This window comes from Paraburkholderia acidipaludis NBRC 101816, assembly GCF_000684975.1.
Taxonomy (GTDB): Bacteria; Pseudomonadota; Gammaproteobacteria; order Burkholderiales; family Burkholderiaceae; genus Paraburkholderia; species Paraburkholderia acidipaludis.
The window spans coordinates 74,466-97,719 of sequence record NZ_BAXZ01000021.1; the positions used below are offsets into that span (position 1 = coordinate 74,466).

General features: G+C 67.7%; 23 protein-coding genes. 14 read left to right on the forward strand and 9 right to left on the reverse strand.

The window, feature by feature from the left end; translation table 11 throughout:
• Positions 1 to 39: 39 nt before the first annotated feature.
• The 5 genes from yedF to frmR form a co-directional block, all read right to left on the reverse strand.
• Positions 40 to 279, reverse strand: a complete 240-nt coding sequence (gene yedF, locus BAC01S_RS22230) for a sulfurtransferase-like selenium metabolism protein YedF (protein WP_027796738.1) — start codon at positions 277 to 279, stop codon at positions 40 to 42.
• Positions 279 to 1,499, reverse strand: coding sequence for a selenium metabolism membrane protein YedE/FdhT (gene yedE, locus BAC01S_RS22235; RefSeq protein ID WP_027796739.1), 1,221 nt, complete (start codon positions 1,497 to 1,499; stop codon positions 279 to 281). Before yedE ends, yedF begins: the two co-directional genes overlap by 1 nt.
• Positions 1,500 to 1,533: 34 nt before the next feature.
• Positions 1,534 to 2,364 (reverse strand): S-formylglutathione hydrolase, encoded by an 831-nt coding sequence (fghA, locus tag BAC01S_RS22240; protein ID WP_027796740.1) that lies wholly within the window; start codon positions 2,362 to 2,364, stop codon positions 1,534 to 1,536.
• Between the two features lie 18 nt (positions 2,365 to 2,382).
• Positions 2,383 to 3,492, reverse strand: a complete 1,110-nt coding sequence (locus BAC01S_RS22245) for an S-(hydroxymethyl)glutathione dehydrogenase/class III alcohol dehydrogenase (RefSeq protein ID WP_027796741.1) — start codon at positions 3,490 to 3,492, stop codon at positions 2,383 to 2,385.
• A 70-nt stretch (positions 3,493 to 3,562) separates the two neighbouring features.
• A complete protein-coding gene (frmR, locus tag BAC01S_RS22250) occupies positions 3,563 to 3,838 on the reverse strand; it encodes a formaldehyde-responsive transcriptional repressor FrmR (protein WP_027796742.1) in 276 nt (91 codons plus the stop codon).
• Positions 3,839 to 4,159: 321 nt separating this feature from the next.
• Between frmR and BAC01S_RS22255 the strand changes: the two genes are divergently transcribed.
• Positions 4,160 to 6,535 carry a bifunctional acetate--CoA ligase family protein/GNAT family N-acetyltransferase gene (locus tag BAC01S_RS22255; RefSeq protein ID WP_027796743.1) on the forward strand — a complete coding sequence of 792 codons (2,376 nt, stop codon included), beginning with the start codon at positions 4,160 to 4,162 and terminating at the stop codon, positions 6,533 to 6,535.
• Positions 6,536 to 6,562: 27 nt separating this feature from the next.
• Here the strand turns inward: BAC01S_RS22255 and BAC01S_RS22260 are convergent, their stop codons facing one another.
• Positions 6,563 to 7,105: a hypothetical protein gene (locus BAC01S_RS22260; protein WP_027796744.1), complete on the reverse strand. Its 543-nt coding sequence runs from the start codon at positions 7,103 to 7,105 to the stop codon at positions 6,563 to 6,565.
• A gap of 93 nt (positions 7,106 to 7,198) precedes the next feature.
• Positions 7,199 to 8,044 (reverse strand): IclR family transcriptional regulator, encoded by an 846-nt coding sequence (locus tag BAC01S_RS22265; RefSeq protein ID WP_043203246.1) that lies wholly within the window; start codon positions 8,042 to 8,044, stop codon positions 7,199 to 7,201.
• Positions 8,045 to 8,352: 308 nt separating this feature from the next.
• Between BAC01S_RS22265 and BAC01S_RS22270 the strand changes: the two genes are divergently transcribed.
• The 9 genes from BAC01S_RS22270 (at position 8,353) to BAC01S_RS22310 (ending at position 17,380) form a co-directional block, all read left to right on the forward strand.
• On the forward strand, positions 8,353 to 9,429 hold the full coding sequence (locus BAC01S_RS22270; protein ID WP_027796746.1) for a sugar ABC transporter substrate-binding protein: 1,077 nt from the start codon (positions 8,353 to 8,355) through the stop codon (positions 9,427 to 9,429).
• An 8-nt stretch (positions 9,430 to 9,437) separates the two neighbouring features.
• On the forward strand, positions 9,438 to 10,991 hold the full coding sequence (locus BAC01S_RS22275) for a sugar ABC transporter ATP-binding protein (RefSeq protein WP_043203250.1): 1,554 nt from the start codon (positions 9,438 to 9,440) through the stop codon (positions 10,989 to 10,991).
• Positions 10,981 to 12,021 (forward strand): ABC transporter permease, encoded by a 1,041-nt coding sequence (locus tag BAC01S_RS22280; protein WP_027796748.1) that lies wholly within the window; start codon positions 10,981 to 10,983, stop codon positions 12,019 to 12,021. Before BAC01S_RS22275 ends, BAC01S_RS22280 begins: the two co-directional genes overlap by 11 nt.
• Positions 12,022 to 12,056: 35 nt before the next feature.
• Positions 12,057 to 12,383, forward strand: coding sequence for a UxaA family hydrolase (locus tag BAC01S_RS22285; protein WP_027796749.1), 327 nt, complete (start codon positions 12,057 to 12,059; stop codon positions 12,381 to 12,383).
• 34 nt (positions 12,384 to 12,417) lie between these two features.
• Positions 12,418 to 13,707: a UxaA family hydrolase gene (locus tag BAC01S_RS22290; protein WP_174442456.1), complete on the forward strand. Its 1,290-nt coding sequence runs from the start codon at positions 12,418 to 12,420 to the stop codon at positions 13,705 to 13,707.
• Positions 13,708 to 13,762: 55 nt separating this feature from the next.
• A complete protein-coding gene (locus BAC01S_RS22295) occupies positions 13,763 to 14,800 on the forward strand; it encodes an aldo/keto reductase (RefSeq protein ID WP_027796751.1) in 1,038 nt (345 codons plus the stop codon).
• Between the two features lie 4 nt (positions 14,801 to 14,804).
• On the forward strand, positions 14,805 to 15,650 hold the full coding sequence (locus BAC01S_RS22300; RefSeq protein ID WP_027796752.1) for an amidohydrolase family protein: 846 nt from the start codon (positions 14,805 to 14,807) through the stop codon (positions 15,648 to 15,650).
• Positions 15,651 to 15,735: 85 nt separating this feature from the next.
• A complete protein-coding gene (locus tag BAC01S_RS22305; RefSeq protein ID WP_027796753.1) occupies positions 15,736 to 16,479 on the forward strand; it encodes an SDR family oxidoreductase in 744 nt (247 codons plus the stop codon).
• Positions 16,480 to 16,531: 52 nt separating this feature from the next.
• Entirely contained in the window at positions 16,532 to 17,380 is an 849-nt protein-coding gene (locus tag BAC01S_RS22310; protein ID WP_027796754.1) for an ureidoglycolate lyase, read from the forward strand.
• 39 nt (positions 17,381 to 17,419) lie between these two features.
• Here the strand turns inward: BAC01S_RS22310 and BAC01S_RS22315 are convergent, their stop codons facing one another.
• Positions 17,420 to 17,863 carry a PaaI family thioesterase gene (locus BAC01S_RS22315; protein WP_027796755.1) on the reverse strand — a complete coding sequence of 148 codons (444 nt, stop codon included), beginning with the start codon at positions 17,861 to 17,863 and terminating at the stop codon, positions 17,420 to 17,422.
• A 287-nt stretch (positions 17,864 to 18,150) separates the two neighbouring features.
• Here BAC01S_RS22315 and BAC01S_RS32240 point away from each other — a divergent pair, with 287 nt between their 5' ends.
• A complete protein-coding gene (locus BAC01S_RS32240; protein ID WP_043203293.1) occupies positions 18,151 to 19,773 on the forward strand; it encodes a methyl-accepting chemotaxis protein in 1,623 nt (540 codons plus the stop codon).
• Positions 19,774 to 19,797: 24 nt separating this feature from the next.
• Here the strand turns inward: BAC01S_RS32240 and BAC01S_RS22325 are convergent, their stop codons facing one another.
• Entirely contained in the window at positions 19,798 to 20,892 is a 1,095-nt protein-coding gene (locus tag BAC01S_RS22325; RefSeq protein WP_027796756.1) for an AGE family epimerase/isomerase, read from the reverse strand.
• Positions 20,893 to 21,059: 167 nt separating this feature from the next.
• Here BAC01S_RS22325 and BAC01S_RS22330 point away from each other — a divergent pair, with 167 nt between their 5' ends.
• The 3 genes from BAC01S_RS22330 to BAC01S_RS35175 all read left to right on the forward strand — a co-directional run bounded on the left by BAC01S_RS22330 (position 21,060) and on the right by BAC01S_RS35175 (position 23,070).
• Positions 21,060 to 21,746, forward strand: coding sequence for an MgtC/SapB family protein (locus tag BAC01S_RS22330; protein WP_027796757.1), 687 nt, complete (start codon positions 21,060 to 21,062; stop codon positions 21,744 to 21,746).
• Positions 21,747 to 21,909: 163 nt separating this feature from the next.
• The gene (locus BAC01S_RS22335; protein WP_027796758.1) at positions 21,910 to 22,725 is read left to right on the forward strand and encodes a hypothetical protein; all 816 of its coding nucleotides are present in this window, start codon (positions 21,910 to 21,912) and stop codon (positions 22,723 to 22,725) included.
• Between the two features lie 189 nt (positions 22,726 to 22,914).
• A complete protein-coding gene (locus BAC01S_RS35175) occupies positions 22,915 to 23,070 on the forward strand; it encodes a hypothetical protein (RefSeq protein WP_169740147.1) in 156 nt (51 codons plus the stop codon).
• Positions 23,071 to 23,254: the final 184 nt, after the last annotated feature.

The following is a 23,254-nucleotide window of genomic DNA, read 5'->3' on the forward strand; positions in this document are numbered from 1 at the left end:
CGGGGGTTTTCTCGATCGCCGAGGATTCGTTCGGTATGCTTACCGCTGGATCCAGTAGTGAATGGTCGGCCCGCGCTGTTCGACCTTGAGTACGCGGTAGCCGTAGCGTTGGGCGTCCGAGGGGATGCTGTTGATCGACTGCGGGCAGTCGCTGAGCACTTCGAGCACTTCGCCGGGCTGCAGGCCCGGCATGGCTTCCAGCGTTGCGACGACCGGATAGGGGCAAGGTTCGCCGCTCAGGTCGAGCCGGAAATCGGCAGTGGGCGTTTCGTTCGTCATCAGGCGGCTCCCCCGGACTGAGGCTGGTTCGCCGCGCGCGACTGTGCGCGATCGAGAAAAGTTTTTTCCCACCACAGCAGCAGGAAGAAGGCGGCGACGAGACCCGCATAGGTGACGATCAGGCCACCCATAGGCCCGAATGTAGTCAACAGGTTGATCTTCGGGTACTGCAGCGCGAGCACGGGAGCGAGGCGATCCCACTGCGCGGCAAGCAATGTGGCGCCAGCGATATTGCCGATGCCAACCCACCAGTAGTGGACCTGGCCTTCCATCGCGCGGTACATCCAGCCCGTTTCGCAGCCGCCCGCAACCACAATGCCGAAGCCGAACAGCACGCCGCCGAGGATCGCATTCGGTCCCGCCCAGAAGATCTTGGGCGCGATGCCAAGCTGGACGTAGCTGAAGATCCCGATCGTGCTGGCCGCCATGCCCAGCACGATGGCGCGCGCCATGGCTGTGCGGCCGGTGATCCACATGTCGCGGAATGCCGACGTGAAGCAGATTTGCGCGCGTTCGATCAGGACTCCGAATGCGATGCCGAACACCGCCGCGAGACCGAGTTTCTGGGCATTGAATGCAAGGCTGACCGCGGCGGCAAGCGCTGCGCCGAACACGACGATGCCGATGCGGAATTGCCAGGGCGACCGGACAACAGGCCGGGCGCTCGACTGGCCGGCCGTCACGCGCTCGAGCCGCGCATTGGCGCGCAGGAACGGCAACAAGGCCACGCGCGTGCCGAAATACGAGCCGACGATGGTGGACAGCGCAAACAGCCACGCATGCAGCGAGAACTGGGGGATGCCCGTGAAAAACGCGGCCAGATTGCAGCCCATGGCGAGCCGCGCGCCGAATCCGGCAATGGCGCCGCCGACCAGGGCCTGAACGATGCGGCGCTTGCGGCGCGGCAGACGCAGCTTGACGTTGTTGGCCCAGAGGGCGGCAGACAGACTGCCTGCGAACATGCCGAGCACCATGACGCCGTCGATACGGGTCCAGGGTGCGCCGTGCAGGCCGATGACCTTGAAGTAACCCCAGTCCTCGGGATGCAGGCCAAAGGCCTGCAGGATGTGCCCGCCCCAGCGGGTGAACTCGCCGGTGACGGCCCAGAAGGTGCCGGTCACGCCGAAATAGAACGCGGACAGCACGCCCGCGGTAACAATGGCGGGCAATGGCGCCCAGAACCGTACCAGATAGTCCTGCCGGATGCGGGACCACGTCATGCCCATGTCTCCAGAAATGAATGCGGATTGCGCCTCAGCGCAACGCGCTGGCGTGAAAAGCGACGTGTTCGCCAATGAAGCTTGCGATGAAATAGTAGCTGTGATCGTAGCCGGCGCGGAGCTTTAACTGCAGCGGATAACCGGCTGCGTGGCAGGCTGCCTGCAAGAGTTGCGGCTTCAACTGGTTGGCCAGGAACTCGTCGCCTTCGCCCTGATCCACGAGCATCGGCAAGCGTTCGGAGGCGGTGCCGACCAGCGCCGTCGCATCGTACTGCATCCAGGCCGCGCGGTCATTGCCGAGATAGGCGGTGAGCGCCTTTTGCCCCCACGGCACCTGACTCGGCGCAACGATCGGCGAAAACGCGGAGACGCTGCGATAGCGGCCCGGATTGCGCAGCGCCACGACCAGCGCGCCGTGTCCGCCCATGGAGTGCCCGAAGATCGAACGCGCCTCGCTCGCCGGAAACGTCGCCTCGATCAGCGCAGGCAACTCCGCACTCACGTAGTCGTACATCCGGAAATGCCGCGCCCACGGCATTGCCGTTGCGTTGACATAGAAACCCGCGCCCTGGCCGAGGTCGTAAGCCGGATCGTCCGCCACGTCGGCGCCGCGCGGGCTCGTATCGGGCGCGACGAGGATGATGCCGTGTTCCGCCGCGTAACGCTGCGCGCCGGCCTTGACGATGAAGTTCTGCTCCGTGCAGGTCAGGCCCGAAAGCCAGTACAGCACGGGGCACTTCTCGCCCCGCACCGCAGGCTCGGGCAGATAGATGCCGAACTTCATCTCGCAGCCGAGGGCGGAGGAGGCGTGCTTCCAGACTTCCTGGTGCCCGCCGTGGCTGGCGTGTCGCTCGATGCGTTCCATAAGGATCGGGTCCTCGGCTCAGTAGTGAACGACGGTCCGGATCGACTTGCCCTCGTGCATCAGGTCGAAGGCTTCGTTGATGCCCGAGAGCGGCTTCGTGTGGGTGACGAACGGCGCGAGCTGGATCTTGCCGCTCATCGCGTCTTCCACCATGCCCGGCAGCTGCGAGCGGCCCTTGACCCCGCCGAAGGCCGTGCCGAGCCACCGGCGGCCGGTAACGAGCTGGAACGGGCGGGTGGAGATTTCCTGGCCGGCCCCGGCCACGCCGATCACGACCGACTGGCCCCAGCCGCGATGCGCGCATTCTAGCGCCGCCCGCATGACATTGACGTTGCCGATGCACTCGAAGCTGTGGTCCACGCCCCAGCCGGTCATCTCGACGATCACTTGCTGAATGGGCTTTTCGTGATCCTTCGGGTTCACGCAGTCGGTGGCGCCGAAAGCGCGCGCGAGGTCGAACTTGCCGGGATTGGTGTCGATGGCGATGATGCGTCCCGCCTTGGCGAGCTTCGCGCCCTGAATGACGGCGAGGCCGATGCCGCCGAGGCCGAACACGGCCACCGTGTCGCCTTCCTGCACCTTTGCTGTGTTCTTCACCGCGCCGAGGCCCGTGGTCACGCCGCAGCCGAGCAGGCAGACCTGTTCGGGGTTGGCCCGCAGGTCGATCTTCGCGAGCGAGACCTCGGCCACCACGGTGTATTCGCTGAACGTGGAGCAGCCCATGTAGTGGTAGACGGGCTGCCCGTTATAGCTGAAGCGGGTGGTGCCGTCGGGCATCACGCCCTTGCCCTGGGTGGCGCGCACGGCCACGCAGAGGTTGGTTTTGCCGCTCTTGCAAAAGAGGCATTCGCCGCATTCGGCGGTGTAGAGGGGAATGACGTGGTCGCCCGGCTTCACGCTCGTCACGCCTTCGCCCACTTCGACGACGATGCCGGCGCCCTCGTGCCCCAGCACGGCGGGAAAGAGGCCTTCCGGATCGTCGCCCGACAGCGTGAAGGCGTCGGTGTGACATACGCCGGTATGCGTGATCTTGACGAGCACCTCGCCCTTGCGCGGCGGTTCGACGTCGATTTCGACGATTTCCAGGGGTTTGCCGGGTCCGAATGCAACGGCAGCACGTGATTTCATGGCAGTCCTATTGAAATGATGGATCGAAGTGTTGGATCGACAGCGCGACGCGCATGGAGCCCGCCGGCGATTACCGCAAATAGGTTCGAACGAGGGTCACGACATCGTCGATCGATCCGGAAGCGTTTTCCGCCGCCCCGGCGGCCTGCGTGAACTCTTCACGCAGATGGCTTTCGAGCACGCCGGCCATCACCCCGTTGATTGCGCCTCGAATAGCCGCCAGTTGCTGCAGGACGGGCCCGCAGTCGGCGCCTTCTTCGAGCGCGCGCTCGAGCGCGTCCAGCTGCCCGCGAACCTTGCGGACGCGGGTGAGGACGCGTTTCTTTTCTTCGGGGGAATGTGGCATGACGTCGTGGAGTCGGGATACCCGGGGGCAGTATAGGTCAATACTGGTTGGGAGTATACGTGTTGCCGGCGAAGAAACCCATCAAAAACACATCAAGCCGCGAGACGAGGCCGAGCGGGACATCTACCCCGTTGGAGTTCCTCGGGGCGCTGCTGCTTGAATGAGGGCGATGCCTCCGCCCGCTCGCCCAGGCTTGAGCTAAATCCACGCGCCATCCATCCGGTTCGCCTATCCTGACTCCGTGCGGCGGCACGCTCGCTGCCGTCCCAGCCGCTATTCCCGCCGTCATCCCCGCCGTCATTCCGATAATCAGGAGCCTCCGTGACCGTACGCAATCTCGACGCAGTATTCCAGCCCACGTCGATCGCCGTGATCGGCGCCTCGCGCCGCGAGGGCAGCATCGGCGAAATGGTGTGGCGGCGCGTGATCGAAGGCGGCTTCGCCGGGCCGCTCTGGGCCGTCAATCCGCGCCGCACGGGCGACGAGCAGGGCTTCGACGGGCATCCCGTGCTGGCGGACGCAGGCGACCTGCCCGAAGCGCCCACCGTCGCCGTGATCTGCACGCGGCCTTCCACGTGGCCCGCGCTCGTGCATCGCCTGGGCGGCATGGGCACGCGCGCGGCCATTCTGATCGGCGAGGTGCGCACCGACACCGACCGCGCCGATCTGCGCCATGCGCTGGCCGCCGCGCGGCCGCATCTGCTGCGCATCGTCGGGCCCGGCAGCGTGGGCGTGCTCACGCCCGCGCTCAATGCGCAGCTCGGCGCGGCGACCTCGGTGGCGAGGCCCGGCGGCGTCGCGTGGGTCTCGCAGTCGAACGTGCTCACCAACGCCGTGCTGCGCTGGGCCGGCGCACGCGGGCTCGGTTTCTCGCATGTGGTAGCGCTGGGCGACGAAGCCGACGTGGATGCGGGCGACGTGCTCGACTACCTCGCGAGCGACCCCGCCACGCGCGCGATCCTCCTTGAACTCGACACCGTGCGCGCGCCGCGCAAGTTCATGTCCGCGGCGCGCGCGGCGGCGCGCAACAAGCCGGTGCTCGCGCTGCGCAGCGGCCGCGACGATCCGGCCGACGGACTCTACACGGCGGCGTTCCGGCGCGCGGGCATGGTGCGCGTGGACACGCTGGACGACCTGCTCGACGAAATCGAAACGCTGGGTGTGGGGCGCGTTGCCACGAGCGACACGGCCACGCTCATCACGAGCGATCGCGGCGTGGCGACATTGGCGCGCGATGCGTTCAACGAGGCGGGCGACACGCTCGCCGCGTGGACCGACGAGGCGCGCGCGGCGATGGAGAAGGCGTTGCCGAACGTGCGGGCGGCCAATCCGTTCGTGCTGGGCGAAACGGCGAAGCCCGAGCACTTCGCGCTCGCGTTGCAGGCGCTCGGGCCGCATCCGAAGACGGGCACGGTATTCGTCGTGCACGCGCCCACGCACAGCGCGCCGGTCGACGCGGTGGCGCGCACGCTGATCGAGAACCAGCGGGTGGCCTATCGCGGCATGCTGGCGTGTTTTTTCGGCGGCGTGAGCGACGAAACGCGCGATGCGCTGCACGCGCACGGCATTCCGGTGCACACCACGCCGCGGCGCCTCGCGCGCGCGTTCGCGCGTCTTGTCGATTACCGGCTGGGCCGCGAGCTCTTGATGCAGACGCCCGAGGGCACGCCCGCACAGCAGGCCGGTGCGATCGAGGCGGCGCAGGGACAGACGTGTGCCGCGCTGGCCGCGGGCCAAAGCGAGCTCACGGGCGAGGCGGCGGCGAAGCTGCTGGGGCTCTTTGGCCTGCGGACCTGGACGACTGCCGAAGGCGAGGCGGCGAACGTCACGAAGCCGGTGGTGGAAGTCACGGTCGAGTTTCGCGACGACGAGAACTTCGGTCCGGTGTTCTACTTCGTTGCGCCTTCGCCGGACGGCATCTTGCCGCCCATGCGCGTATACGGGCTGCCGCCGCTCAATCCGATGCTGGCGCGCGACATCGTCGCGCAGTCGCCCTATGTGCCGCGCGTGGACCCCGCGCCCGCGCTGGCCGTGCTGATCACGCTGTCGCAGATCGTCTGCGACGTGCGCGCGATTGTCGGCATGCACGTGACCTTGCGCGTGCTGCCCGCCGAAACGCTGATCGACGCGCCGCGTCTCCTGCTGGCGGAGAAGCGCAGCCGCTTCGCGATCATGCCGTACCCGCGCCGGCTGGAGGAAACGGTGGATTGGGGCGGCGAACGTCTCACGATCCGCCCGATCCGCCCCGAGGACGAGGCGCAGCACCGCGCCTTCATCGAGTCGATGACACCGAACGATCTGCGCCTGCGCTTCTTTTCGGCGGTGCGCAGCTTCGATCACTCGCAGCTCGCGCGCATGACGCAGATCGACTACGACCGCGAGATGGCGCTCATCGCGACCGTGGACGACGAGCACGGCAAGCCGCGCACGCTGGGCGTGGTGCGCGCCGTGGCGGACCCGGACAACGAGACGGCCGAGTTCGCGGTAGCGATCATGTCGAACCTGAAGGGCAAGGGGCTCGGGCGCCTCTTGATGGAGCGCGCGATAGCGTATGCGCGCACGCGCGGCACACACTGGCTGGTGGGCGAGGCGCTGCGCGAGAATGCGCCGATGATCGGCCTCGCGCGCGCCTGCGGCTTCACCGTGGCGCCAACCGAAGATCCGGGCGTGGTGGGTTTCCGGATGGCGCTGGATTAAACCGCGGCAGGTTAAGCGTGGCTGGAATCAGGCCGCGATCTTCGCGAGCGCGTCGTCCACCTGGCCGCGCGTGAGCGAGAGTTCTTCGAGCCAGGCCTCGGCGTAGCTGGCGCCGGTTTCCTTTTCGAGGCGCGCAATGGTCGCGGCGCAGCGCGCGGCGTCCTTCGGCGTGGCGATGAAGGTCTTGACCGACTGGCCGCCCTGGAACGCTTCGAAGAGCGGTGCGCGGATTTCTTCCGGCAGCGCGCGCGTCCACTGGTGCGTCTTGCCGTTGAACGTCAGCGAAGGCGGCAGTACGCGCTCCTTCTTCGTGGCCGGAATCAGGCCGTAATTGCGTGCGGCTTCGGCGATCTGCTCCGGCGAGAACAGTTCGTCAGGCGTGATCTCGAACTGCTCGATCGCGGTTTCGACGGTCTTCATCGCGTCCGCGCGGTCGTCGCGCTTCTTCTGCGCGCGCGCGACGATGTCGCGCAGCTCGTCGGCTTCGTCGCTCGTGATCGTGAAGCTGGCCTGCTTCTGCTGAAGCTCGGAAAAACGCTGGAATTCGTGATCGGTCAGAAGTTTCGCCATGAGGTGTGGAGTACGCGGTATGCCGTATTTTGCGGGGCCGCCATTCTAACCGGTTTGGATGCGCGCGTTCCAGTTGGCGCGGCCGCCCGAGCCTCAGCCTTCCTCTTCCCGAAACATCGAAAGCTCCTGCACCGTTGCCCGCAGCATCTGCGTCGCTGCTTCCAGCGAAGGCGCCACATATTCGTCGATGCGCTTGAGGTACGGGCAGGTGAGCGCCGCAATAGCCTGGCCCGCCGGCCCGAGCACCGGAAACGTCACGTCGGTCACGCCGAAGATCTGCTGGCTGTCCGTGCGCGAAAAGCCGGCCTCGCGAATCTGGGCGCAAGCCGTTTCGAGCGCCGCGTGGTCGATCGTCACCTCGCCTTTCACCTTCGTGTGCTCCGCAAGCATGTGCGCGCGCTGCTCCGGCGTTTGCCAGGCGAGGATCGAGCGGCCCGAACTCGTGTCCACGAGCCCCACGCGCGAGCCGAGCCGCACCGCGATGCCCCATGTGCCGGGCCCGTCCACCTGGGCGATCACGAGCAGGTTGCCGCGGTCGTACATCGCGAGGTGACACGACTGCTCGGCGTCGGTGGCGAAGCGCTGCATGAGCGGCAGCGCCTGAACGATCAGCCGCTCCGTGGGCGGATGGCGGTGCGCGAGCGCAAAGAGCTTCAGGCTCAGCGCGTAGCGGTCGCCCGCTTCGGAGCGGATCACGTACTGGCGCGCCACGAGCCGCTCCAGCATCCGGTAGATCTCGCTCGCGTTGCGCCCCAGCGCCTTCGTGATCTCCGCGCGCGTGAGGCCGCCGCGCTGTTCCGCGAGCAGCTCGAGGATGTCGAGCCCCTTGTCCAGCGCGGGCGCGCGGTAGCGGTCCACGTCGTCCTTCTCGTCTTTTTCTTCCCGGTCGTCCGGCCCGCGGTCTTTGCGGGCTTTGTGGTCTTTCTGCTGGATGTCCATCGACGTCCTCTCTTGTCGTCACCCGATTATCCGAGGCGCCATGCACCGGACGGCAGGGGCCCCAGGGAAAGCACCGACCCTTGCTGCGTCGTACATGTCTTGACCTATGATAATCCGTATATGAATAATACGTTCACTGATGAATGACGATACATCAGGGTCGTACTGGAAGGAAAGGGCAGTCGCAAGTGAAGAAGCGCTGGCAGTCCGGTCACTCCAACCGAGTGCGGAGCGGCCAACATGCAGGGTTAACAATGGGATCGCCATATGCGCTGAAGCGCGAGCCGCGATCGACAAAGGAGACAGACATGGCGTTCGCATCCGGGCCCGCGACGGCCCGCCGTTCCACCGAATCCCGCCAGGCCGGCAAGCTGGCGCGTGCCGCCGCGAAGGCGCTCTGCGCCGCGGCCTGCACGGCCGCGCTCGCGGCCGCCGGGGCGGCCCAGGCCGCCGACCTGGGCAAGGTCGGCCTTGGCCTGCCGCTCTTGACCTCGCCCTTCTGGCAGTCGTACGACAATTACCTCTCGACCTACGCGAAAGAGATGGGCATCGACATCCTCGCGCCCGTCAATTCGAACAACGATCCCGCGCAGCAGATCACCGACATGAACAACATGGTGAATCTGGGCGCGAAGGGCATCGTGGTCGGTCCGATCGACTCGGCGGCGATCAGCCGCGCGCTCGACAACGCCGCGCAGAAAGACGTCAAGGTGGTGGCCGTGGACGTGGCGCCCACGCAGGGCAAGGTCGCGATGGTGGTGCGCGCCGACAATCGCGCCTATGGCTCGAAGGCGTGCGAGTACATCGGTCAGCACGTGAAGTCCGGCAAGGTCGTGCAGATCATGGGCGACCTCGCTTCGGTGAACGGCCGCGACCGGTCCGAGGCGTTTCGCGCGTGCCTGAAGCAGTATCCGAATCTCTCGCTGCTGGAGATTCCGGCGGGCTGGAAGGGCGACGTGGCGGCAAGCGCGCTGGATAGCCTGCTCACGGCGAACCCCGACGTGAAGGCGATCTACATGCAGGCCGGCGGCGTGTATCTCTCGCCGACGCTGCAAACGCTGCGCCGCAAGCAGATGCTCTTTCCGGCGGGCGATCCGAAGCACATCGTGATCGTCTCCAACGACGGCATTCCGCAGGAATACGAAGCAATCCGCAAGGGCGAGATCGACGCCACCATTTCGCAGCCGGCGGACCTCTACGCGAAGTACGGCCTGTACTACATCAAGGCCGCGCTGGAGGGCAAGACGTTCAAGCCCGGCAAGACCGACCACGACAGCACGATCGTCCAGCTTTCCACCGGGATCCTGGAAGACGAACTGCCCGCGCCGCTCGTGACGAAGCAGAACGTGGACGACAAGAACCTGTGGGGCAATACCGTCAAGTGAGGGCCCAGATGAGCGATCGAACGAGCGGCCGGATCGAAGGACTGCTACCCGTCGTGGAGGCGGAAGGCGTGACGAAGCGCTACGGCTCCACGGCGGCGCTCGCGGGCGTGAGCCTGCGCGTCATGCCGGGCGAGTCGCACGCGCTGGTGGGCCGCAACGGCGCCGGCAAGTCCACGCTCGTTTCGATCCTCACGGGGCTGCGCAAGCCCGACGAGGGCACGGTGCGCTTCAATGGCGAGACCGCGCCGCCGCTCGCCGACCGCGATGCCTGGCGCGAGCGCGTGGCGTGCGTCTATCAGCATTCCACGATCATCCGCGACCTGAGCGTGGCCGAGAACCTGTTCATCAATCGCCAGCCCGGACGGCGCGGCGTGATCGACTGGCAGGCCATGCGACGCGACGCGCGCGCGCTGCTCGACCATTGGCGCATCGACGTGCGCGAGGATGCGCGGGCGGGCGACCTCACGGTGGAAGCGCGGCAGCTCGTGGAAATCGCGCGGGCGCTTTCGTACGGCGCGCGCTTCATCATTCTCGACGAGCCCACCGCGCAGCTCGACGGTGAGGAGATCAAACGACTTTTTCGCCGCATCGACGAGTTGCAGCGCGAGGGGGTGACGTTCCTCTTTATCTCGCACCATCTGCAGGAGGTGTACGAGATCTGCCAGGCCGTGACGGTGTTGCGCGACGCGCGCCATATCGTCAGCGCGCCGGTGGCGGAGCTGCCGCGCGAACGCCTGATCGAGGCGATGACCGGCGAGCGCGGCGGCCTGAACGTTGCCGATGCCGCTGCACGCGCGCCGCTGCCCGCCGAGGCGCAGGTCGTGCTCGACGTGCGCGATATCGCCGGACACGACTACCGCAACGTGTCGTTCTCGGTGAAGCGCGGCGAGGTGGTCGGCCTCACGGGCGCGACGAGCAGCGGGCGCACGAGTGTGGGCGAAGCGATTGCCGGCCTGAACGCGCAGCGCTCGGGCGAGATTCGCGTGAAGGGCGTGGCCCTCGAACCCGGCGACGTGCCCGCCGCGCTCGCGCAGGGCGTCGCCTGCGTGCCGAAAGACCGGCACCACGAAGGGCTCGTGCTCACGCAGTCCATTGCGGAGAACGCCACGATGACCATCGCGGGCCTGCTTGGCCGCTTCGGCATCGCGCCGCCCGCGAAGAAGCGCGCCATGGGGCAGCGCATGATCGAGGCGCTCGGCATCGTGGCGCAAGGGCCGGAGCATGTCGTTGCCGGGCTCTCGGGCGGCAATCAGCAGAAGGTCGTGATGGCCCGCGCGCTGGCGAGCAATCCGGACGTGCTCGTGCTGATCGACCCCACCGCCGGCGTGGACGTGAAGTCGAAGGAGGCGCTGCTTTCGGTCGTCGATCGCGTGCGCGGAGGCGAAGAGGGCGAGCAAGGCGGTAAGGCCGTGCTGGTGGTGTCGAGCGAACTCGACGATCTGCGCACTTGCGACCGGGTGCTCGTGATGTTTCGAGGCGAGATCGTGGCGGAGTTCCCGGCGGGCTGGCAGGACCACGAAATGATTGCATCAATCGAAGGAGTCAGTCTCCATGAAGCCTAGTGTTTCGACGTCCGCGCTCGCCGCGGGCGATCCCGGCCCAGTTTCAACGGGCCAGCGCGCGCGGCCGCGCATCGAACTCGCGCGCCTGCGCGACTTCGCCTTGCTTCCCGCGCTGCTGCTGCTGATCGTGATCGGCGGCTTCGTGAGCCCGAGCTTTCTCACGAAGGCCAATCTCATCAGCGTGCTCGGCGCTTCGGCCGCGCTCGCGCTCCTCGTGCTTGCCGAATCGCTCATCGTGCTGACCGGCAAGTTCGACCTCTCGCTCGAATCCACCGTGGGCATCGCGCCCGCGGTCGGGGCCATGCTCGTGATGCCGGCTGCGTCGGCGGGCTTCGGCCTGGAATGGCCCGCGTTCGTGGGGCTCGTCGCGATTCTCGCCGTCGGGGCGCTGATCGGCTTCATCAACGGCTTTCTCGTGGTGCGCCTGCGGCTGAACGCGTTCATCGTCACGCTCGCCATGCTGATCGTGCTGCGCGGCATGCTTGTGGGCGCGACCAAGGGCGGCACGCTCTTCGACATGCCGCCTTCGTTCTTCGCGCTCGCCACGACCATCGTGCTGGGCCTGCCGCTTTCGGTGTGGCTCGCCGCCGTGGCGTTCGCCATTGCCGCGTTCATGTTGCGCTATCACCGCGTGGGCCGCGCGCTCTATGCGATCGGCGGCAATCCCGACGCGGCGCGTGCCGCGGGCATTCGCGTCGAGCGCATTACGTGGGGCGTATTCGTGCTGGGCAGCATTCTCGCGGCATTGGGCGGCCTGATCGTCACGGGCTACGTGGGCGCGATCAACGCGAACCAGGGCAACGGCATGATCTTCACCGTGTTCGCGGCGGCCGTGATCGGCGGCATCTCGCTCGACGGCGGCAAGGGCACCATGTTCGGCGCGCTGCTGGGCGTGCTGCTGCTGGGCGTGGTGCAGAACCTGCTCACGCTGGCCCAGGTGCCTTCGTTCTGGGTCCAGGCGATCTACGGCGCGATCATTCTCGGCTCGCTGATGGTGGCGCGGCTGGCGGGCGGCGAAGCGCAGAACTGAACGGACCGGAAAAACGGCAATCGCGGAGAACCCACGTGAAGAGCGGCACCCCCCAAACCGACTTTCGCCTGATCCTGCTCGCGCCCGAGGACAACTGCCTGATCGCGGCGGCGCGGCTGGAAGCGGGCACGGTCGTCGAGATCGAAGGCGAGCGCGTGACGTTCGCGCAGACGATCGAGCTTGGTCACAAGGTCGCGCGGCGCGCGCTCGCGAAGGACGAGAAAGTGCTGCGCTACGGCGCGCTCATCGGCCACGTGACCGGGCCGGTGGCGCGCGGCGAGCATCTGCATACGCACAACCTCGAAAGCGACTATCTGCCGACCTACACGCACGACGCTGGGCACGCGTACGTGCATCACTGATGCTTAAACGCTTTTCGCAGGCAGGATATCCGTCATGAACGACCCCCGCATCACCCCGCCTCTCGAAGGCTGGCTGCGCAGCGACGGCCGCAAGGGCATACGCAACGTCGTCGCGGTGGCTTATCTCGTCGAATGCGCGCACCACGTCGCGCGCGAGATCGTCGCGCAGTTCCGCGAGCCGCTCGACGCGTTCGACGACGGCGCCATGCCGGACGATTCCCCCGTGCATCTGATCGGCTTTCCGGGCTGCTACCCGAACACCTATGCCGAGAAGATGATGGAGCGGCTCACCACGCATCCGAACGTGGGGGCCGTGCTGTTCGTCTCGCTGGGCTGCGAGAGCATGAACAAGCATTATCTCGTCGAGCAGGTGTGGGCAAGCGGCAGGCCCGTAGAAGTCCTGACGATCCAGGAGAAGGGCGGCACGCGCAGCACGATCCAGTACGGCATGGACTGGGTGCGCGAGGCGCGCCGGACGCTGGGTGCGCAGCAGAAGGTGCCGATGGGCGTCGACGAACTGGTGGTCGGCACGATCTGCGGCGGCTCGGACGGCACGAGCGGCATCACGGCGAATCCGGCCGTGGGCCGCGCGTTCGACCGGCTGATCGAGGCGGGCGCGAGCTGCATCTTCGAGGAAACCGGCGAGCTCGTGGGCTGCGAGTACCACATGAAGAACCGCGCGGCGCGGCCCGAGCTCGGCGAGGCCATTGTCGCCTGCGTGGCGAAAGCCGCGCGCTATTACTCGATTCTCGGGCACGGCTCGTTCGCGGTAGGCAACGCGGACGGCGGGCTCACCACCCAGGAAGAGAAGTCGCTGGGCGCTTATGCCAAGAGCGGCGCCTCGCCTATTGTGGGCATCGTCAAGCCCGGCGACGTGCCGCCCACGGGCGGTCTCTATCTGCTCGACGTGGTGCCCGACGGCGAGCCGCGCTTCGGCTTTCCCAACATCAGCGACAACGCCGAGATTGCGGAGCTCATTGCCTGCGGCGCGCACGTGATTCTCTTCACGACGGGGCGCGGCTCCGTGGTCGGCTCGGCGCTGGCGCCCGTCGTCAAGGTGTGCGCGAATCCGCTGACGTATCGCAATCTGGCGGGCGACATGGATGTCGACGCGGGGCGGATTCTCGAAGGCCGCGCGACGCTGGACGAAGTGGGCCGCGAGGTGTTCAACGCGACGATCGCCGTCGCGGCGGGCGTGCCCTCGAAATCCGAGGCGCTCGGGCATCAGGAGTTCATCCTGACTTACAAAACCTTCGAGCCCGTCGGGCCGGCGTGCCTGCCTGCGGGCGCGCGTTTGCCCGCGGTCGGGATCGCGGGGCATTGACGCGCGCTGCGCGCGGCGTAATCTTTGAAGACTGCTTTTTCGGGAGGCACGAGGCATGGCACAGGAACGGCATCCACAGGTGACAGGCAGGCGGCGCATCGGCCGCACGGCACTGGAGGTGAGCGCGCTGAGCCTCGGCACGGCGCCGCTCGGCGGTCTTTACCGCGATCTGACCGAGGAAGAGGCGCAGGACACCGTCGACGCTGCATGGGACGCCGGCCTGCGCTTCTTCGATACGGCGCCGCACTACGGGCACACCAAGGCCGAGCATCGGCTCGGCGCGGCGCTGCGGCGCCGTCCGCGCGGCGAGTTCGTGCTCTCGACGAAGGTGGGCCGCCACTTCGTGCCGCGCACGCATCCTTACGACGGGAGCGAGGGCTGGCAGGATCCGCTGCCCTTCGAAGCCATCTACGACTACACGCGCGACGGGATACTGCGTTCGTTCGAGGACAGCCAGCAGCGGCTCGGCATCGTCGAGATCGACATCCTGCTCGTGCACGACATCGGCCGGTTCACGCACGGCGACCGGAATGCGCACTACTGGCGGCAACTGACCGAGGGCGGAGGCTTTCGCGCGCTCGACGAACTGCGCTCGGCCGGCATGGTGAAGGCGCTGGGCTTCGGCGTGAACGAGCGCGAAGTGATCCTGGAGGCGATGCGCGAATTCGACATCGACTGTGCGCTGCTGGCGGGCCGCTACACGCTGCTCGAACAGGCGCCGCTGGACGACCTGCTGCCGGCGTGTCTCGAACGCGGCGTGAGTCTCCTGCTGGGCGGCGCGTTCAATTCGGGCATCCTTGCGCACGGGCTTTCCGGGGACCGCAAGTTCAACTACGGCGACGCGCCGCCCGAGGTGGTCGAACGCGTGGCGCGGCTCGAGGCCGTGTGCCGCGGCTTCAACGTGCCGCTCGCCGCCGCCGCGTTGCAGTTTCCGTATGCGCATCCCGCTATCGCGACGGTGCTCAACGGCGCGCGCAACCCGGCAGAAGTGCGCGAAAACGCGGCGTCGTTCGAAGTGCCCATTCCTGCCGGCTTGTGGACCGCGCTGCGCGATGAAGGCCTCATCGATCCGCGCGCGCCGCTGCCCGCCTGACGACATGACAACGACGACCGCACAGATCGACGCCCACCAGCACTACTGGGACCCCGCGCGCGGCGATTACGGCTGGCTGACGCCCGATCTGTCCGCGCTCTACCGCAAGTTCGGTCCGGCCGATCTCGCGCCGCTGCGCGTGCGCTGCGGCGTGACGCGCACGGTTGTCGTGCAGGCCGCGCCGACCGTGGACGAAACGCGCTACCTGCTTGCGCTGGCGCGCGACGACGCATCGATTGCGGGCGTGGTGGGCTGGGTGCCGCTCGACGACCCGCAGGCGCCGGCCTTGATCGCCGAGCTTGCGCGCGAGCCGAAATTCCGCGCCGTGCGCCCGATGCTGCAAGACCTGCCCGACGACGAGTGGATCGCCACGGCCGATACGTCGCGCGCCGTCGACGCGCTGATCGCCCACGACGTTGCCTTCGACGCGCTGATCTTCACGCGTCACGCACCCGCGCTCGAAACCTTCCTCGCGCGCCATCCGGCGCTGCGCGTGGTGATCGACCACGGCGCGAAGCCGCCGATCCGTGACGGCGCCGCGGGATGGTCCGCCTGGGCCGATGCCGTTGCGCGGCTCGCGCGCTTTCCGCAGGTGCACTGCAAGGTCTCGGGGCTCGCCACCGAAGCGGTGCCGGGCTGGGACGACGCGACGCTCGAACCTTACGTCGCCCATCTGTTGAGCGCTTTCGGCGCGCAACGTCTCATGTGGGGCAGCGACTGGCCCGTGTTGAACCTGAACGGCGACTACGCGCGCTGGCACGCATGCGCGCAACGTCTGCTGCGCAGCTTGAGCGAAGCGGAGCGCGCGGCAGTGTTCGGCACGAACGCGGCGGCGTTCTATCGCCTGTGAGAACCGCGACGCGAAGCAAGATTCTTCATCCCCTGAATGCGGCGAGGCGCGCAGCGCCCGGCCGCGATTCCAACCGGAGCAGCTGATGGCACAACGACTGGCCGGCAAGACGGCCTTGATTACGGCGGCGGGGCAGGGCATAGGCCTTGCCACCGCCGAACTCTTTGCGCGCGAAGGTGCGCGCGTGATCGCAACCGACATTCGCCCCGAGGCGCTCGCGGGGCTGCCCGTCGAGGCGCGGCGCCTGGACGTGCTCGACCCGAAGGCCATCGCCGCGCTCGTGGGCGAACTGGGCGCCATCGACGTGCTGTTCAACTGCGCGGGCTTCGTGCATGCGGGCTCCGTCCTCGAAGCGAGCGAAGAGGACTGGGACTTCGCGTTCGACCTGAACGTGAAGGCGATGTACCGCATGATCCGCGCGTTCCTGCCCGCGATGCTCGAAGCGGGGCGCGGCTCGATCATCAACATGTCGTCGGCGGCGTCCAGCGTGAAAGGCGTGCCCAACCGCTGTGCTTACGGCGCGTCGAAGGCGGCTGTGATAGGGTTGACGAAGTCGGTCGCCGCCGACTTCGTGACGCGCGGCATTCGCTGCAACGCGATCTGCCCCGGCACCGTGGCCTCGCCTTCGCTCGAAGAGCGCATTGCGATGCAGGCGGGCGCGCAGGGCACGAGCGTCGATGCGGCGCGCGCGGCCTTCGTCGCGCGCCAGCCGATGGGCCGCGTCGGCAAGCCGGAGGAGATTGCCGCGCTGGCGCTCTATCTCGCCTCGGACGAGTCGTCGTTCACGACCGGCCAGGCGCACGTGATCGACGGCGGCTGGGCGAACTGAGCGCACCGCGCCGCGATCGAACCGCAGCCATGTTCCAGAGGAAAGACAGACGATGAAACTGCTTCGCTATGGGCCGAAAGGCCATGAAAAACCGGGCCTGCTCGACGCGGAAGGCCGCATCCGTTCGCTTTCGGGCGCGGTGGCCGACATTGCCGGCGACGTGCTCTCCGACGCGGGTCTGGCGCAACTGCGCTCGATCGACCCGGAAACGCTGCCGATCGTCGAGGGCAATCCGCGCCTCGGGCCCTGTGTGGGCCATATCGGCAAGATGGTGTGCATCGGCCTGAATTATGCCGATCACGCCGCCGAATCCGGCATGCCCGTGCCGCCCGAGCCCGTGGTGTTCAACAAGTGGACGAGCGCCATCGTTGGCCCGAACGACGACATCGACATTCCGCGCGGCTCGAAGAAGACCGACTGGGAAGTGGAACTGGGCGTCGTGATCGGCAAGCACGCGAAGTACGTGGACGAAGCCCACGCGCTCGATTACGTGGCGGGCTATTGCGTCGTCAACGACGTTTCCGAACGCGAATGGCAGATCGAGCGCGCCGGCCAGTGGGACAAGGGCAAGGGCTTCGACACCTTCGGCCCGACGGGCCCCTGGCTCGTCACGCGCGACGAGGTGCCCGATCCGCAGAATCTCGACCTGTGGCTCGAAGTGGACGGCCATCGCTACCAGAACGGCAACACGCGCACGATGATCTTCCCGGTCGCGAAGCTCGTGTCGTATCTGTCGCAATGCATGAGCCTGCAGCCGGGCGACGTGATCTCCACCGGCACGCCGCCGGGCGTCGGCATGGGCATCAAGCCCTCGCCGGTGTTCCTGAAGCCGGGGCAGACGGTGCGCCTTGGCATCCAGGGCCTCGGCGAGCAGATGCAGAAGACGCGCGCCGCCGAGTAAGCGGCTGCGCAGGCCGTGCCCCCTCGTCCCTCGGCCGGCTCAGTCGGTTGACTCCGGCTCGCTGCGCCCCGGGCGCTCCGGGAGCCGGCTCACCGTTCCCTGCGCGAGCGCCACGAGGCGCTCGTCGCCGTTATCCATCACGAACACGCTGCACTGGCAGGTTGCCTGCTGCCGCCCCGCATGCACGACCTTCGCGCGGGCCACGAGCGTACCGTTGAGCGCGGGCCGCAGATAGTTGATCTTGTATTCGCCGGTCACGACGCGCGGGCCGAGCGCCAGCGCCCCCGCGAAAGTCAGCGCGTTGTCGGCGAGGTAGCTGATCACGCCGCCGTGCACGAAGCCATGCTGCTGCCGCAGTTCGTCCCGAACCGTCAGCCGCAGCGTCAGCTCGTCCTCGCCCACATGCATCAGTTCCGTGCCGAGCAGCACGCTGAACGGCTGCGCGTGAAGCGCTCCGCGCGCGCGATCCACCAGATCAGTCATCGTCGGATTCCCCGGGTCCAGGCCCGCATGGTTTCTTAACCACTCTAGGAAGTGCCTCGCTGCGGCGCAAGGTCAATCGGTGCCACGGTGCCCTGAATTGTTGCGGAAAATGCGCGCAATGCCGTCGGAATTGTTTCTGAGTTCATGCGATTTGCATTCTGGGGCAGTTTTTTCGCGGTTTTGGGCTCAAAACAACGTTTGCGCGGCCGTAAACGCAGATTGGGCGTGAGCGACCACATGCTGCGCGCCAGTTTTTTCCCTCAGCCACCCGACCCCAGGTGTTCAAGATGTTCAGCAAGATCAAGGTCGCTTCAGGCCTGTTATGTGTGCTCGTTGCCTTCTGCGTGCTGCAGCTCGTGACGGCAGGACTCGGTTTCTGGGCGCTCACGCGCACCCACGACGACGTGGACAAGCTCTCCCGCGTGGCCCTGCGCCAGACCAACGCGGCCAACGAAATCACCCAGCAGTTGATGGACGCGCGCATCAATCTCTCGCGCGCGGGCACGCGCATGGTGCGCGGCGGCACCGAACCCGCCGACATCGTCGGCCACGCGCGCGAGCAGCTCGCCGCCGCCGACCGGACCTTCGCCGCGCTCGCGAACGTGCCGCCCGTGGACGAGGAGGACCGCGCGCACATCGATACGCTCACGCAGCGCTACCAGGTGTTTCACAAGGCGCTGGGCGAGCTGGCCCAGGACCTCGACGGCAACAATATCCAGGCGTTCCTCGACCAGCCCACGCAGTCTTACCAGGACGCCTACATCGCCGAACTGCACAGCTTCGCGCAATACAGCGCGGCGGCGAGCCGCGATTCGCTCGATTCGATCGATACGCGCATGGCGCTCTTCAAGTCGGTCGGCCTTGCGATCCTCGTCGGCCTGATCGCGCTCGTGGTGGGCGTGCATGCCGGGCTGCGGCGCGGCGTGGTCGCGCCGCTCGAAGAGGCGGGGCGCCATTTCGAGCGCATTGCGCGCGGGCGTCTGGACGAGCGCGTGGTTGCGCGCGGCGACAACGAGATCGGCCGGCTCTTCCGCGGCCTCGCGATGATGCAGGCGAGCCTCGCGCGCACGGTGCACACGGTGCGCGAAGCGGCCGGCTCGATTCACGTGGGCGCGAACGAGATCGCGACCGGCAATGCCGACCTCTCGGCGCGCACGGAGTCGCAGGCCGCCTCGCTCGAAGAGACGGCTGCGAGCATGGAAGAGCTGACCGGCACGGTGCGCAACACGGCCGACAACGCCCGCGAGGCGAGCGTGCTGGCCGACGCGGCGCTGGACGCCACGGCGCGCGGCACGTCGGTGGTGACCGAGGTGGTCGAGCGCATGCAGGGCATTGCCGCGAGCTCGGACAAGATCGCCGAGATCATCGGCGTGATCGACGGCATTGCCTTTCAGACCAATATTCTCGCGCTGAACGCGGCCGTCGAGGCGGCGCGCGCGGGCGAGCAGGGCCGCGGCTTCGCCGTGGTGGCGGGCGAAGTGCGCGGGCTCGCGCAGCGCAGCGCGCAGTCGGCCAAGGAGATCAAGACGCTCATCAGCGAGTCGGTGGCGCAGATTCGCGGCGGCTCGGAACTGGTCGCGCGCGCGGGCGAAGCGATGGAGCAGGTGTCCACGTCGATCTCGCGCGCCACGCAGATGATGACGGGCATCAGCGCCTCGTCGCTCGAACAGAGCGCCGGCATCGAGCAGGTCAACCAGGCCGTCTCGCAGATGGATCAGATGACGCAGCAGAACGCCGCGCTCGTGGAGGAGGCCGCTGCGGCCGCCGCTTCGCTGCACGAGCAGACGCAGCAGCTGGCCAATGCGGTGGCGGCCTTCGAGATCTCGCCGGCCGTCCTCTCGGACGGGCGCGTGCTGGCAACGGCCGGCGCGCTGCGCACCGAGCCCGAAGCGCAGTTGTTGCTGAGCTGATCCGGGCCTGCGTTGCCGCCGCGTTTAGCGCGGCAGCGCGAGGTAGGCCGTGAGCAGGTGATAGGGCGTTGTCGACGGCATGTCGGCGCGCGCCACGTCACCCGTCGCGTCGCGGCACTCCACCCACCCCTGCGGCGTGAGAAAGCGCGCCGCGAAACGCTCGATCTGCGCCGGCAGCGTCGCGCCCACGGCGGCGTCGCCGTGCGTCGCGATCGTAGCCATCGCGCGCAGATACTCCGTCTGCGCCCAGATCCGCTGCGCCGGGTCGATCACCCGCCCGCTCTCGTCGAGCGCCGCCGCCACGGCGCCGCTCGCCGGGTCCACGCCGTGCTGCACGGCGAACGGGAACGCGCGCGCGAGCGCCTCGTCGAGCCCCGACGCGCCCAGCCGTCCCGCGGCACAGGAGGCCAGCCAGAACCATTCGAACTGATGTCCGGGCTCCAGCCGATTGCCGGCTGAGCCCAAGGGCAGCTCGGCGATGCAGCCCGTCGGCGCGTGCACGAAGGTGCGCGCCACCGCCTCGACGAGCCGCGTGATCGCCGTATCGAAGGCGGTGTCGCCGGTCGCCTCGCGCGCGGCGAGCCACGCTTCGGTCAGATGCATCAGCGGATTCTGTATGGGCGTGCCCGTCACGGTCGAGAAAGTGGCGTCGAGCGCCGCGTTCAGGAGCCCTTCGCCGGCGGCGAAACGGTCGACGATCAGCGCGGACGTGCTCTGTGCCAGTTCCAGCGCCGCTTTTACGCCGAAGCGCGCGCCGTAGACCGAGCAGGCGAATACCACGAAGGCGTGCGTGTAGAGGTCCTTGGTGGTGTCGAGCGGCGCGCCCTGCGCATCGACGCTATAGAACCAACCGCCGCGCGCGCTGTCCTGAAAATAGTGTCGCAGCGATTCGAACAGCGCATGGGCGTGCGCCGCGTCGTCGGCCTGGGAGAACACGAACAGCTGGCGGGCGCAGGCCATCGCGCGGTAGCGCGTGACCGGCAGCGGCGCGGCGCCACCGGCGTCTACTGCCTCATAAGGCAGGCGCAGCGCGGCGTTGAAGCCCGGGCCGCGCCACAGCGGCAGGACAATGCGGTCGAAGTGGTCGCGCAGTCCTGCTGCGCCGGTGGGTGCGTTCATGGTCGGGCGTGGCCGGGCGCCGTGGCCCGCAGTAAAAGATCGTCGGCGATTTTACGCCGAGTGGCGGGGGCGCGGCGAGGGCCGACGTTCGCGCGCCGGCGCGATATATAGACAAACAGGGCGATATCCGCCCCTGACCGTCCATACCAATAAGGAGGGTGACAACCATGCTCAGTAATGCGGAACTCATCTCGCGGCTCGTTCTGGCCGCCGCCCTCGGCAGCGTGATCGGCTTCGAGCGCGAACGGCTCTCGTGGGCCGCGGGGCTGCGCACGCACATGCTGGTCAGCGTGGGCTCGGCGCTCATCATGATCGTTTCGGCATTCGGTTTCGCCGACGCCCTCAAGTCCGATCACGTCGTGCTCGATCCCTCGCGGATGGCCGCGCAGGTCGTTTCGGGCATCGGCTTTCTCGGCGCCGGCTCGATCCTGCTGCGCGGCGAGATCGTGCGCGGCCTCACCACCGCCGCGAGCCTGTGGTCGGTCGCGGCCATCGGCCTTGCCGTGGGCGGCGGCCTCTACACGGGGGCCATTGCGGCGACCGTCATCATTCTGATCATCCTGGCCGGCATCAAGCCGCTGGAGCGCCGCTTCATCACCTTCCGGCAGCGCCGGCAACTGACACTGCTCGTCGAGCGCGGCAAGCTCACGTTCCACTCGCTGCACGATGCCCTCGGCACCTCGAGCCCGCGCGTGAAGCAGTTCGTCATGCAGCAGAGCGACGACTCGGCCGAGCTCGACGAGGTGATGATCACGCTGGCCCGGGTTTCTTCGATGGAGTACGAGGCCATCTGCGCGGCGCTGCGCCGGCTGCCGGGCGTGAAGGAATTTCGCGAGGACGACACGCAGGCTTGAGGCCGAGGCGGTTGCGCGGTTGGGCCGAACTGGACCCGAATCTGGCCTGAGTTCGGCCCGGTCGGCGCGCGCGCCCATGCGACAATGCAGCCTCGAATCCTTCATACGAAGACGTCGCGCCGTGGCCGGACCAGCCCGCGCGACGCAGGACGCCTCGATCCTCATGGCAGATATCGCTGACAACGCAGACACCGCATTCCTCGGCGCCGCACGCGCGGCGCCGCGCGACGAGAACACCCTCGATCTTTTCCACGACGACCCGAACCCTGCGCTGACGCAGGCGCCGGGGATCGACGCTCGCCAGAGCGCGTTGAGCGCGGTCGAGCCGCCGGAGGCGGCGAAGGCCGAGGCGGAGCCCGCGTCCGCGTCCGTGCAAGACGGCATGGCGGACGCGGCGGTTCAAGCGCCACCGGTTGCCGCGGCGGCACCGCGTCGGGCCGCGCGGGCAAAAAGGGTAGCGGTGCCGCAGAACCGCCCGGAAGGCGAGGGAGAGGGCGAGGCAAAGGCCGTCGAGGCCGCGGTAGCGCCGGTGGCCGCCAGCGAATCGCCCGGCGACAGCCCTGCGCCTGCCCAGCCCGACGCCGACCGCGCCCGTGTGATGGCTCTGGCCGACACGGTGGCCGCCCTACACGGCGTGATTGCCGACCAACGCCGCGCGACGGCCGATCTGTCGCGCCGGATGAAAGGGATGCTCGCGGGGGTGATCGGCGCGGTGCTGGTGACGGTAGCGGCGGGCATTGCCCAGACCGTCGTGCTCGCGCATCTGGCCTCCGATGCGAGCGCCCAGCAGCAACGCCTCGCGCAGACGATGCAGGACCAGCAGACGGCGCTGGCGGGCGCGCTGGCGCGTCTTGCGGCGCCGCCTGCCGCGCCCGCGTCGGAACCGGCCGCCGCGAGCAGCGTGGCTCGCCCGGCAAGCCCCCGCCACACCCAGCATGCCGCCACGCATGCTCGCCGCGCTCATCCGGCCAGTCACTGAATTCCGGTTGGACTCCCGATAACTGCCGCTGGTGTGTTGCATTGGTGCAACGCACCAATAAGGCATAGCCCTTATGCGACGGGGTGTCGCAGCTTTTTTGCTGCGATGCACTAGCTACGGACTAGGGAAAACCCTATAATGCTCTTGTCCTAGGGAAAACCCTGATCGTCCAACTAACCGGGAGCCGCCATGAGCTTTATCTTCGCACTGGTCCAAAAGGTGAGCGACCTCTTCGCCTCGCCCTATCTGCCGCTGGATTCGGATTATTCGTACGAAGCGCGCCACCGCGAAGCCGAACGCATCCGCCTCGCGCGCTATATGCCTTTCGGCATGCCGCGCGACTAAACCTGCGTGGGTCGGAATAAGGGCTGAAGCCCTCGCTCCGGCCGGCAGCACGAGCGGATCGAGGCGGCGTCGGCCGCCAGCCTCGCCGCATTGAATCTGCTTTGAATCTGTTTCGCCACACAAGGCCGGGTTCCGTCTGGACCCGGCCTTGTTGCATTTGGCTCCCCGCGAGCATGCCGGCGCG

Bases quoted from the DNA above. Each gene is read 5' to 3' on its own strand.
- BAC01S_RS22305 (WP_027796753.1), top strand. From the start codon at position 15,736: ATGGCACAACGACTGGCCGGCAAGACGGCCTTGATTACGGCGGCGGGG.
- BAC01S_RS22290 (WP_174442456.1), top strand. From the start codon at position 12,418: ATGAACGACCCCCGCATCACCCCGCCTCTCGAAGGCTGGCTGCGCAGC.
- BAC01S_RS22280 (WP_027796748.1), top strand. From the start codon at position 10,981: ATGAAGCCTAGTGTTTCGACGTCCGCGCTCGCCGCGGGCGATCCCGGC.
- BAC01S_RS32240 (WP_043203293.1), top strand. From the start codon at position 18,151: ATGTTCAGCAAGATCAAGGTCGCTTCAGGCCTGTTATGTGTGCTCGTT.
- BAC01S_RS35175 (WP_169740147.1), top strand. From the start codon at position 22,915: ATGAGCTTTATCTTCGCACTGGTCCAAAAGGTGAGCGACCTCTTCGCC.
- BAC01S_RS22335 (WP_027796758.1), top strand. From the start codon at position 21,910: ATGGCAGATATCGCTGACAACGCAGACACCGCATTCCTCGGCGCCGCA.
- BAC01S_RS22270 (WP_027796746.1), top strand. From the start codon at position 8,353: ATGGCGTTCGCATCCGGGCCCGCGACGGCCCGCCGTTCCACCGAATCC.
- BAC01S_RS22275 (WP_043203250.1), top strand. From the start codon at position 9,438: ATGAGCGATCGAACGAGCGGCCGGATCGAAGGACTGCTACCCGTCGTG.
- BAC01S_RS22325 (WP_027796756.1), bottom strand. From the start codon at position 20,892: ATGAACGCACCCACCGGCGCAGCAGGACTGCGCGACCACTTCGACCGC.
- BAC01S_RS22330 (WP_027796757.1), top strand. From the start codon at position 21,060: ATGCTCAGTAATGCGGAACTCATCTCGCGGCTCGTTCTGGCCGCCGCC.
- BAC01S_RS22295 (WP_027796751.1), top strand. From the start codon at position 13,763: ATGGCACAGGAACGGCATCCACAGGTGACAGGCAGGCGGCGCATCGGC.
- yedF (WP_027796738.1), bottom strand. From the start codon at position 279: ATGACGAACGAAACGCCCACTGCCGATTTCCGGCTCGACCTGAGCGGC.
- frmR (WP_027796742.1), bottom strand. From the start codon at position 3,838: ATGCCACATTCCCCCGAAGAAAAGAAACGCGTCCTCACCCGCGTCCGC.
- BAC01S_RS22265 (WP_043203246.1), bottom strand. From the start codon at position 8,044: ATGGACATCCAGCAGAAAGACCACAAAGCCCGCAAAGACCGCGGGCCG.
- BAC01S_RS22245 (WP_027796741.1), bottom strand. From the start codon at position 3,492: ATGAAATCACGTGCTGCCGTTGCATTCGGACCCGGCAAACCCCTGGAA.
- BAC01S_RS22310 (WP_027796754.1), top strand. From the start codon at position 16,532: ATGAAACTGCTTCGCTATGGGCCGAAAGGCCATGAAAAACCGGGCCTG.
- BAC01S_RS22260 (WP_027796744.1), bottom strand. From the start codon at position 7,105: ATGGCGAAACTTCTGACCGATCACGAATTCCAGCGTTTTTCCGAGCTT.
- BAC01S_RS22315 (WP_027796755.1), bottom strand. From the start codon at position 17,863: ATGACTGATCTGGTGGATCGCGCGCGCGGAGCGCTTCACGCGCAGCCG.
- BAC01S_RS22300 (WP_027796752.1), top strand. From the start codon at position 14,805: ATGACAACGACGACCGCACAGATCGACGCCCACCAGCACTACTGGGAC.
- yedE (WP_027796739.1), bottom strand. From the start codon at position 1,499: ATGACGTGGTCCCGCATCCGGCAGGACTATCTGGTACGGTTCTGGGCG.
- fghA (WP_027796740.1), bottom strand. From the start codon at position 2,364: ATGGAACGCATCGAGCGACACGCCAGCCACGGCGGGCACCAGGAAGTC.